A 10,777-nucleotide genomic window follows, 5' to 3' on the forward strand; every position below is an offset into this window, starting at 1 on the left:
CTCCCCGCCGACCCCGCCTCCTGTCCCCCCGGGTCCGGAACCCGTACCGAGTCCGGAGCCGGGACCGCCGTTGACCTGAACCGGTGGTCCGCACACGACGGCGGGCGGCCGCTCGGGCCGCCCGCCGCCTCGTGCCGTCCTCCGTTACGCGGAGACCTCCGAGCGGTCCCCGCCCCACAGCGTGTGGAACGAGCCGTCCTGGTCGGTGCGCCGGTAGGTGTGGGCGCCGAAGAAGTCGCGCTGGCCCTGGGTGAGGGCCGCGGGCAGCCGCTCGGCGCGCAGCGCGTCGTAGTAGGCGAGGGCCGCGGCGAAGCCCGGGGTCGGCACGCCCTGGCGGGTCGCGGCGACCAGCACCTCGCGCCAGTCGTCCTGGGCGGCCGCGATCTCCTGGGCGAAGGTCTCGTCCGACAGCAGGCTCGGCAGGTCCGCGCGGGCGTCGTACGCGGCGCGGATGCGGTCCAGGAAGGCCGCCCGGATGATGCAGCCGCCGCGCCAGATCGCCGACACGGCACCCAGGTCGATGTCCCAGTCGTACTCCTCGCGGGCCGCCGCGATCTCGTGGAAGCCCTGGGTGTAGGAGACGATCTTCGAGGCGTACAGCGCCTGCTCGACCCGGTCCGCGAAGGCCGCCGCCTCCGACTCGCCCAGCGTCTGCGCCTTCGGGCCGGCCAGACCGCGCGAGGCCTCGCGCAGCGCCGCGTGACCGGACAGGGAGCGGGCGAAGACCGCCTCCGCGATGCCGGACACCGGCACGCCCAGGTCCAGGGCGATCTGGACCGTCCAGCGGCCCGTGCCCTTCTGCTCGGCCTGGTCGACGACCACGTCCACGAACGGCTTGCCCGTCGCCGCGTCCACGTGGGACAGCACCTCGGCCGTGATCTCGATGAGGTAGGAGTCGAGGCGCCCGGTGTTCCAGGTGCGGAAGATCTCGGCGATCTGCGCGGGGGAGTAGCCGGCGACGTCACGCAGCAACTGGTAGGCCTCACCGATGAGCTGCATGTCGGCGTACTCGATGCCGTTGTGGACCATCTTCACGAAGTGCCCGGCGCCGTCGGGACCGACGTGGGTCACACAGGGAGCGCCGTCCTTGGCCTTCGCGGAGATCTTCTCCAGCATCGGGCCGAGCGAGTCGTACGACTCCTTCGGGCCGCCCGGCATGATGCTCGGGCCGTTCAGCGCGCCCTCCTCGCCGCCGGAGACGCCCATGCCCACGAAGTGGATGCCCTGCTCGCGCAGTTCGCGCTCCCGGCGCCGGGTGTCCGCGAAGTGCGCGTTGCCGCCGTCGATGATCATGTCGCCGGGCTCCAGGAGCGGCGCGAACTCATGGATCACCGCGTCGGTCGGCTCGCCCGCCTTGACCATGATGACCAGCCGCCGCGGCCGCTCCAGCGCCGCCACGAACTCCTTGGCGGTCTCGGCCGCGATGAAGTCGCCCTCGTTCCCGAACTCCTCCACCAGGGCGTGCGTACGCGCCGCCGTCCGGTTGTGCAGAGCGACCGTGTAGCCGTTGCGCGCGAAGTTGCGGGCGAGATTGCGGCCCATGACCGCGAGTCCCGTGACGCCGATCTGGGCTGTGTTGCTCATTCGGTTGGCTCCTTGAGGATCCGGTGTCGGTGGTGCCGTTCGTGCCCGTCAGTATCGCCCCACCGACCATCCTGACGTGCCGGTACGCCGAGCGCATGTCCGGGTCGCCCGGTGTGCCGCAGGCAGATACGCACGACGGGCCCCGCCTGTCTCAGCCACCGTGCAACTGCCGTCTATTCCTGATTCCTTGCGGGACAGGGCGGCCGATTGCCGTCTTGTCATGGCCTGTTCGGCACGCTTACTTTTGGCCCTCCTGACGCATGTCGAGGGGGATCTCCATGGCCGTACGCGGCCGGCACCGCCGGTATCAGCCGAACAGGATCAACCGAGCCTCACTGACCGTCACCGCCTCCAGCGCGGGCATGGCGATCCCGCTGATCGGCGCCGGCACCGCGCACGCGGCCGACGTGTCCACCTGGAACAAGGTCGCCGCCTGCGAGTCCTCCGGCAACTGGAGCATCAACACCGGCAACGGCTTCTACGGCGGGCTGCAGTTCACCCAGTCCACCTGGGAGGCCTACGGCGGCACGGTGTACGCCGGGCGCGCGGATCTGGCCACCAAGGACCAGCAGATAGCCGTGGCGGAGAAGGTACTTCGGGGACAGGGGCCGCGCGCCTGGCCCGTGTGCTCGGTCCAGGCCGGGCTGACGCGCGGCGGGGACACGCCGGACCTGCACACCGACGGCACGACCACCCACCACACGTCCACCCACCGGACGTCCACCCACCAGACGCCCGAGCAGACGTCGACCAGGAAGAAGACGTCCGTGCGGGACGTCCAGCCGCAGTCCACGCCCCAGTCGAGGGCGGGCACGGCCGAGATGTACACCGTGGTGCACGGCGACAGCCTCTCCGAGATCGCCGACACCCAGCACGTACGCGGCGGTTGGCAGCGGCTGTACGCCGCGAATCGCCGGACCATCGGGTCCGACCCCGACCTCATCCTGCCGGGGCAGCGGCTCGACCTGCGGGCCAAGGCGCCCACCACGCACACCGCGTCGGCGAAGTCGTCGACGAAGGAGGCCGCTCCGGCCACCGAGGAGAAGCGGACCACCACCCGTCACCACTCCCTGATCGCCCCGGTGGGCGGGCCGATCGGCACCGGCTACCACGTGGCCGGCTCCTCGTGGTCGAAGGGCTACCACACCGGCGTCGACTTCCCCGTCCCCACCGGCACCTCGGTGCGGTCGGTCGCGGCGGGCCGGGTCGTCACCGCCGGCTGGGGCGGCTCGTACGGCTACCAGGTGGTGATCCGGCACGCGGACGGCCGCTACACCCAGTACGGCCATCTGTCGGCGATCTCCGTGCGGGCCGGGCAGAGCGTGAGCGAGGGCCAGCGCATCGGCCGCTCGGGGGCCACCGGCAACGCCACGGGCCCGCATCTGCACTTCGAGGTGCGGACGGGGCCCGGTTTCGGTTCGGACATCGACCCTCTGAGGTATCTGAGGGCCGGCGGCGTCAGGATCTGACCCGCTCCCGGTGCCGGTCGACGGCCGGCGCCGGGACGTACGAGCCGCCGTAGAAGGGGCCGTAGAAGCGGTAGCGGGCCGGGTCGGGGGTCTCCTCGTCGTTCTCGACGTAGGCCACCGCCAGGAACGTCGGACCCACCTGGGTGGGGACCACGATCCCCGCTGGGACTTCCGCCACCGGCTCCTGGGGGAGCTCGGCCGGGACCGCCCCGGTGACGGTCTGCTCGGGCAGGGCCGGCGCGGCCTCCTCGGCGGCGGTGCGGGCGATGCGCTCCGTCGTCAGCAGGATCAGGCCGCCCGCCGCCACCACGCCGCAGCTCAGCGCGAGGGCGGTGCCGGTGCTGCCGTAGCGGAAGGTCTCGCCGAACATCGTGATGCCGACCGCGGCCGCTATCACCGGGTTGACGACGGTGAGCGTGGCCAGCGGGGCGGCGAGGCCGGCGCCCCGGTAGGAGGCCTGCGACAGCAGCAGTCCGGCCGTGGCGAAGACGCCGATCACGGCGAGGGAGGGCACGTCCGAGAGCGTCACACCGCCGGCCCAGTCGACCGCGACGACCTTGGTGAAGACCGAGGACATGCCGAAGGCTATGCCGGACGCGGTGGCGAGCAGCATGCTGCGCACCGCCGGGTGCCGGTGGGCGGCCCGCCCCGCGATCATGAGGGCCACGACCGCGCCGCCGGTGACCGCGGCCACCGCCACGCGCTGCGCCGTGTCCAGCGACTGCTCGTCGGACGCGCCGACCAGGGACAGCAGACCGGCGAGGCCCACGGTCGCCATGATCGCGCCCCGCCAGGCGGTGGAACCGGCCTTGCGGCCCACGAACAGGGCCGCCATCGGCAGCGCCAGCACGATGGTCAGGGCGCCGAGCGGCTGCACCAGGCTGAGCGGGCCGTAGGCCAGCGCCGCCACGTGCAGCAGACCGCCGAGGCCGTTCAGCGCCACCGCGGCCCACCAGCCGGGCCGGCGCAGCGGCGCGTACTGCTCGCCGGGGGAGGTCACCGCCACGCGCTCCTGCACGATCGCCCCGCCGGCGTAGGCGACGGCGGAGACGAGGGAGAGGATCACGGACAACGCGAGGGCGCTCATGAGCAGCTGCTCCTCTGCGTGAGGCGGGGGCGGTTGCCCCTGCACGGCGAACGGTCGGCCTTCATGGTGAACACGATGCCTTGTCGATCTGTTCCCGTCGTCGTCCCTGAGCACCCAATGGGTCCTACTGCCGATGGAGTACGAATCGGGCACCGTCCTCCCCAGGGTGGGTGACCGGGGTGGACACCCCCTGGGAGGAACCCCTAGGGACCTTGGTACTACTGCTGTTCGTGGACCCGGAGCCCGACCTCGACCCCGATCTCGCCGCGCTCGAAGCGCTGGGCGGCTTCTTCGTCCTGCGCGCGGGCGCGGGACCGGCGGCGCCGCTTCCCAGTCTCGCGCAGACGTACGAAAATCGCCCCTCGGAGATTTACGGAAATACGCTGACTTTTCGGGTGGGGAAGGTAGCCGCCGCGCTGCGCGCCCCGGAACCCCGGATCGCCGCCTCGGTGGCTCAGCAGGGGCTCGCAGCCCGGCTCTGGTCGGTCACCCTCGGGTGCGCGGCCCGTTACGGCCGCATCCCCGACCTCGCCCCCGGGCTGCTGCGCTGGGACCCCGGCGCGGGCGCTCCCGACGACCTCTGGCTCTCCGAGGTCCGCCCGCTGCCCGCCGACCCCGCGACGATCGCGGACGTCGTCCTGCGCGGCCACCTCGAACCGCTCGCCACGGCCCTGCGCGCCCACCACCGCGTCGCCCCCGGCCTGCTGTGGGGCAACGCGGCCTCCGCGCTGGCCGCAGCCGCCCGCCAACTGGAGCACTGGGCCCGCGCGCGGGGTGACGAGGAAGCCGCCACGCGCACCCGTTCCCTCACCGCCGCCCTCCTCGCCCACCCGCTCCTGGCCGGCACCCTCACCGACACCCTCCGGCGCCGCAGCTGCTGCCTCTACTACCGGGTGCCCGGCGGGGGAGTGTGCGGTGACTGTTGCTTCACACGAGCCCCGCGCTCTTCCGCGCGCGGCTCATCTGGGTGACCATGAAGGAACCGGTCGCCGAAACAGGGAGTTGCGGGTGCGAGTCGGACTGCTGACCCGGGAGTACCCGCCGGACGTGTACGGCGGCGCGGGGGTCCATGTCGAGTTCCTCGCCCGGGAGTTGAGCTCCCTGGTCGACCTCGAGGTGCACTGCTGGGGCGAGGGCCGCGGGGTGGGAGTCGTACGACACCGCTCCTGGGCCGCCCTGGACACCGCCAACGACGCGCTGCGCACCTTCTCCGTGGACCTCGCCATGGCCGCCGGCCTCGAAGGCCGTGAGCTGGTCCACTCCCACACCTGGTACGCCAACCTCGGCGGCCACCTCGCCAAGATGCTGTACGGCGTCCCGCACGTGATGACCGCCCACTCGCTGGAGCCGCTGCGTCCCTGGAAGGCCGAGCAGCTCGGCGGCGGATACGCGCTCTCCAGCTGGGCCGAGCGCACCGCGATCGAGAGCGCGGACGCCGTGATCGCCGTGTCCGGGGCCATGCGCGAGGACATCCTCACGTGCTACCCGACGCTGGATCCGGCCAAGGTCCACATCGTGCACAACGGCATCGACACCACGCTCTACCGCCCCGACCACGGCACCGACGTGCTCGACCGGATCGGCCTCGACCGCACCCGCCCGTTCATCCTGTTCGTCGGCCGGATCACCCGCCAGAAGGGCGTACCGCACCTGTTGCGGGCCGTGCGGGACATCGATCCGGCCGCGCAGGTCGTGCTGTGCGCCGGCGCGCCGGACACACCGGAGATCGACCAGGAGTTCCGCGATCTCTACCAGGAGCTGAGCCGGGTCCGCGAGGGCGTGCACTGGATTCCGCAGATGCTGCCGCGGCCGGAGGTGATCCAGTTGCTCACCCATGCGGCGGTGTTCGTCTGCCCGTCGGTGTACGAGCCCCTCGGCATCGTGAACCTGGAGGCGATGGCCTGCGGCACGCCCGTGGTGGCCTCCCGGGTGGGCGGCATCCCCGAGGTCGTGGACGACGGCCGTACCGGGGTACTCGTCCCCGTGGACGACGACTTCGAGGCGGCCCTCGCGCGAGCACTGGACGCGGTGATCGGCGATCCTGAGGGTGCCCGGCGGATGGGTGAGGCCGGGCGGGTGCGCGCGGTGGAGGAGTTCGGCTGGGACGCCGTCGCCCGCCGTACGGTCGGGCTTTACGAAGAGATCCTCAAACAGGAATAGAACCGTCGGGAGTTCTTCGAACAGGCTTACTCCGCCTCGCCCAGGGGCAGGCATGGATCAACCACGGTGAGGGGAGCGGCCATGCGTCGTGGCGGACCTTCGGTGCTCGGGATCGTCCTTGCGGGCGGAGAAGGCAAACGCCTGATGCCCCTGACAGCCGACCGCGCGAAACCAGCGGTCACCTTCGGCGGGACGTACCGTCTCGTCGACTTCGTCCTGTCCAACCTCGTCAACGGCGACATCCTGCGCATCTGTGTGCTGACGCAGTACAAGTCGCACTCGCTGGACCGGCACATCACCACCACCTGGCGGATGTCCAGTCTGCTCGGCAACTACGTCACCCCGGTCCCGGCCCAGCAGCGGCTCGGCCCGCGCTGGTACCTGGGCAGCGCGGACGCGATCCTGCAGTCGCTGAACCTGATCTACGACGAGCGGCCCGAGTACGTGGTGGTGTTCGGCGCCGACCACGTCTACCGGATGGACCCGCGGCAGATGCTCGCCCAGCACATCGAGAGCGGGGCGGGCGTCACGGTGGCCGGTATCCGGGTGCCGCGTTCGGAGTCCTCGCAGTTCGGCGTGATCACCCCGGGCTCGGACGGGCTGACGGTGGAGCGCTTCCTGGAGAAGCCCGCCGACCCGCCGGGCCTCGCGGACGACCCGGAGTGCGTGTTCGCCTCCATGGGCAACTACATCTTCACCACCAAGGCGCTGATCGAGGCACTGCAGCGGGACGCCGAGGACGAGCACTCCGTGCACGACATGGGCGGCTCGATCCTGCCCCAGCTCACCGAGCGGGGCGAGGCCCAGCTGTACGACTTCAGCGCCAACCACGTGCCCGGCGAGACCACCCGGGACCGCGGTTACTGGCGGGACGTGGGCACCCTCGACGCGTACTACGACGCGCACATGGACCTGATCGCCGAGCGGCCCGCCTTCAACCTCTTCAACCGGCAGTGGCCCATCTACACCCACTCCAACCAGCTCTCCCCGGCCCGGTTCAACGCGGGCGGCATCGCCAGCGAGTCCATCATCAGCGCCGGCTGCCTGATCCGCGGCCAGGTGACCCGCTCCGTGCTGTCGCCGGGTGTGCTGGTCGACCCGGGCGCGGTGGTGCAGGGCTCGGTGCTGCACGACAACGTCCACATCGGACGGGGTGCCATCGTGCGCGGGGCGGTCCTGGACAAGAACGTGGAGGTGCCGCCGGGCGCGACGATCGGCGTCAACCCGGAACGGGACGCCGAGCTGTACACCGTCTCCAAGGGCGGGGTGATCGCCCTCGGGAAGGGGCAGGTGGTGTCGTAGCGGGCGGGAGGGTCAGCCGGGCGGCCGCATCGACTCGAAGTTCTTCATGATCACCTCGCTGGTCCGCCGCAGTTCGTCGGCCGGGCTGAACTGGAGGTACTCGGTGCCCGGCGCGGTGTGCGTGGGCGCGTGGCCCGGCGGCGCGTAGAAGGCGTCGCCGGCCTCGTACGTCTCGTCCCGGTCGGCGTAGTGGAAAACGAGCTCTCCCTTGAAGACATAGCCCCAGTGCGGGCACTGGCACCGGTCGTCGGGCAGCCCCTTGAGCAGGGGCCGGTGGTCGATGTCCTCGCGGAACGTCAGGAAGTCCACGGCGTAGGACTCGACCTCCTCGGCGCGATCCACGACGGGGCCGAAGTCCCCGCCCTGCGTGGCCGACTGCCTGGAAACCTTCGGCATCTCTTCTCGCCTTCTTCCCGCAGAGACCGACCCCTTCTCCCATTCTCCGCCCCTCTCGCCGCCCGGCCACCGGGGCACTGTCTTGTCATGTCCCTGGACGGGATGCGGAATCCGTGTTGTCATGCCAACTGCTGTCCATGACAACGTTGTTATGGAGGTTTCCGTGCACCTGTCACGCCTCAGAGACCGACTCGCGTTACTCCTGGCCCTCGCGCTCGGCATCGCCGGGCTCGCCGCCGCCCCGACCGCGACCGCCGCCGGCGACCCGGTGGAGGTCCACGGCCTGAAGGGCGAGTACTACACCCAGTCCGCGCCCGGCGCCTTCGACTTCCACGAGCTCAAGGCGACCGGCTTCGACCCGAACCTCGACTTCGACAACCTCGAGCCGCGCCTGGCGTTCACCACCGGACGGTCCGACGACGTCAGCGTCCGCTGGACCGGGAAGATCGTCCCGGAGCGGACCGGTCCGCACACCTTCTCGATCATCGGCGACAACGGCTTCCGCCTCTGGATCGGCGGACAGCTCGTCATCGACCACTGGGTGGACGACTGGGACACCGAACAGACCGGCCGGCCGGTCGACTTGACCGCTGGACACGCCTACGACATCAAGGTCGAGTACTTCGAGCACTACGGCGGCTCCAACCTCCACCTGCGCTGGACCGAGCCCGGCGGCACCAAGGTGCCCGTCCCGCAGTCCGCGTTCCGGCTGCCCGACGGCTTCGACTACGACGGTGCCGTCGCCACCGCCGTCCTCGCCACCGGCCGCACGCTGAAGCTCGACTTCGCCCAGCCCCTCGCCGCACCCCCGACCGGCCTCACCGACCACCTCCAAGCGGTGATCGGCGGAGCCAAGTGGCCCTTGGGCGGCACGAGCTTGGACCCGACCGACCACAGGTCGCTCCTGATCGCGCTCACCCAGCCCGTCGTCGGCAACAAGACGGGCACCGCCCGCGGCACCGCCGATGTCCGCTACGACGGCGGTGGTGGCCTCGCCCGCGCGGACGGCAACGTTGTCAAGGCGTTCTGGTCCAGCGGGCCCAACCGCTCCACCCACGAACTGCGCACGCGATGGGCCGACCAGGTCGGCCCGGACAACGCCCTCCCCGAGTACCCGCGCCCGCAGCTGACCCGCGCCGACTGGCGCAACCTGAACGGGCGTTGGCAGTTCGCCGCGGCGACGGCGGGGGAGCGGCCGCCGGTCGGCCAGAACCTCGCCGAGCACATCCTCGTCCCGTACCCGGTCGAGTCCCAGCTCTCCGGCCTGGAACGGCACGAGGACCGCATGTGGTACCGCCGCACCTTCACGGTCCCCGCCGGCTGGAGGATCGGCTCGGGCAAGCGGCTGCGGGTCAACTTCGGGGCCGTCGACTGGCGGGCCGAGGTCTACGTCAACGGCACCGAGGTCACCGAACACCAGGGCGGCTACGACAAGTTCAGCGCCGACATCACCGACGCGCTGAAGCCGGGCCGCACCCAGGAGCTGATCGTCGGCGTGTACGACCCCACCGACGCGGCCGACGGCGAGAACCCACCGCTCGGCAAGCAGCGTCTGGACCCGAGCGGCATCTGGTACACGCCGACCTCGGGCATCTGGCAGACGGTGTGGATGGAGCCCGTGGCAGCCGACCACGTGGACGCGCTGAAGCTCGTCCCGGACGTCGCGAGGAGCCGGCTGACGGTGGAGGCGCAGGGTGTGCGCGCCGGCGTACCGATCACGGTGAGGGCGTACGACGGGAAGCGCGAGGTCGCCACGGCGCGCGGCCGGACCGGCGGCCCGCTCACGCTCACCCTCGACAAGCCGCACCTGTGGTCGCCCGACGATCCCTTCCTCTACGGCCTGAAGGTCACCGTCGGCGCCGACCACGTCGGCAGCTACTTCGGGATGCGCTCGATCTCCGTCGAGAAGGTGAACGGCGTCCCGCGCACCCTCCTCAACGGCAAGCCCGTCTTCATGATGGCCACCCTCGACCAGGGTTTCTGGCCCGACGGCCTCTACACCGCCCCGACCGACGACGCGCTGGCCCACGACCTGAAGGTGCACAAGCAGCTCGGTTTCAACGCCGTGCGCAAGCACATCAAGGTGGAGCCGGACCGCTGGTTCTACTGGGCCGACCGGCTGGGCCTGATGGTGTGGCAGGACATGCCCGCGATGACGGCCGGGGTGGATCCGTCTCCCCCCGCCCGCGCCGAGTTCGAGCGCGAGATGAAGCAGATCATCGACGAGCACGTCAGCAGCCCGTCGGTGGTCATGTGGGTCACCTTCAACGAGGGCTGGGGCCAGTACGACATGGCCCGCATCGCCGACCAGGCCAAGGCCTGGGACCCGTCCCGGCTGGTCAACTCCATGTCGGGACTGAACCTCGGGGCCGACGGCGGCACCGGCGACATCATGGACGAGCACGGCTATCCCAGCCCCGCCCTGCCACCCCACCCGGACGGTCGACGCGCCCTGGTCAGCGGCGAGTACGGCGGCCTGGGGCTGGCGGTGCCCGGTCACGCCTGGTCCGTGCAGCAGTCGTACGTCGACGTCGACCCGGCGACCTACACCGACGACTACCTCGCCAAGCTCGCCGAGGTGCACGCCCTGGCCTGCGCGGGCGGCAACGGCGCGGTCTACACGCAGATCTCGGACGTCGAGGGCGAGCTCAACGGGCTGCTCACCTACGACCGCGAGGTGCTCAAGCCGGACGCCCGGCCTGTGCGCGCCGCCCAGCGGGCCCTGATCCAGGACGCTTCCAGGGCGGTTCCCGCAGGGTGCCCCTCGACCCCCTGACCC

The 10,777-nt window shown here is 71.2% G+C and carries 8 protein-coding genes; 5 read left to right on the forward strand and 3 right to left on the reverse strand.

Annotation, left to right across the window (positions count from 1 at the left end):
* Positions 1-144 precede the first annotated feature (144 nt).
* On the reverse strand, positions 145-1,584 hold the full coding sequence (gene gndA / locus GRC12_RS35930; RefSeq protein WP_133046521.1) for an NADP-dependent phosphogluconate dehydrogenase: 1,440 nt from the start codon (positions 1,582-1,584) through the stop codon (positions 145-147).
* Between the two features lie 278 nt (positions 1,585-1,862).
* Here gndA and GRC12_RS35935 point away from each other — a divergent pair, with 278 nt between their 5' ends.
* On the forward strand, positions 1,863-3,053 hold the full coding sequence (locus GRC12_RS35935; RefSeq protein WP_208784221.1) for a transglycosylase family protein: 1,191 nt from the start codon (positions 1,863-1,865) through the stop codon (positions 3,051-3,053).
* On the opposite strand, the gene GRC12_RS35940 is transcribed toward GRC12_RS35935, so the two are convergent.
* A complete protein-coding gene (locus GRC12_RS35940; RefSeq protein WP_208784223.1) occupies positions 3,043-4,140 on the reverse strand; it encodes a DMT family transporter in 1,098 nt (365 codons plus the stop codon). The two genes, GRC12_RS35935 and GRC12_RS35940, sit on opposite strands and share 11 nt — an antisense overlap.
* Before the next feature lie 212 nt (positions 4,141-4,352).
* Between GRC12_RS35940 and GRC12_RS35945 the strand changes: the two genes are divergently transcribed.
* The 3 genes from GRC12_RS35945 (at position 4,353) to glgC (ending at position 7,602) form a co-directional block, all read left to right on the forward strand.
* A complete protein-coding gene (locus GRC12_RS35945) occupies positions 4,353-5,111 on the forward strand; it encodes a (2Fe-2S)-binding protein (RefSeq protein ID WP_208784225.1) in 759 nt (252 codons plus the stop codon).
* A gap of 37 nt (positions 5,112-5,148) precedes the next feature.
* Complete coding sequence (gene glgA, locus GRC12_RS35950) at positions 5,149-6,300, forward strand: glycogen synthase (protein ID WP_208784227.1); 1,152 nt, start codon at positions 5,149-5,151, stop codon at positions 6,298-6,300.
* An 81-nt stretch (positions 6,301-6,381) separates the two neighbouring features.
* Entirely contained in the window at positions 6,382-7,602 is a 1,221-nt protein-coding gene (gene glgC, locus GRC12_RS35955) for a glucose-1-phosphate adenylyltransferase (protein ID WP_208784229.1), read from the forward strand.
* Between the two features lie 12 nt (positions 7,603-7,614).
* On the opposite strand, the gene GRC12_RS35960 is transcribed toward glgC, so the two are convergent.
* Positions 7,615-7,998, reverse strand: a complete 384-nt coding sequence (locus GRC12_RS35960; RefSeq protein ID WP_208784230.1) for a cupin domain-containing protein — start codon at positions 7,996-7,998, stop codon at positions 7,615-7,617.
* 163 nt (positions 7,999-8,161) lie between these two features.
* On the opposite strand from GRC12_RS35960, the gene GRC12_RS35965 reads away from it, so the two are divergent.
* Complete coding sequence (locus tag GRC12_RS35965) at positions 8,162-10,774, forward strand: PA14 domain-containing protein (protein WP_208784231.1); 2,613 nt, start codon at positions 8,162-8,164, stop codon at positions 10,772-10,774.
* Positions 10,775-10,777 lie beyond the last annotated feature (3 nt).

Source organism: Streptomyces griseorubiginosus (assembly GCF_017614965.1).
Taxonomy (GTDB): domain Bacteria; phylum Actinomycetota; class Actinomycetes; order Streptomycetales; family Streptomycetaceae; genus Streptomyces; species Streptomyces griseorubiginosus_B.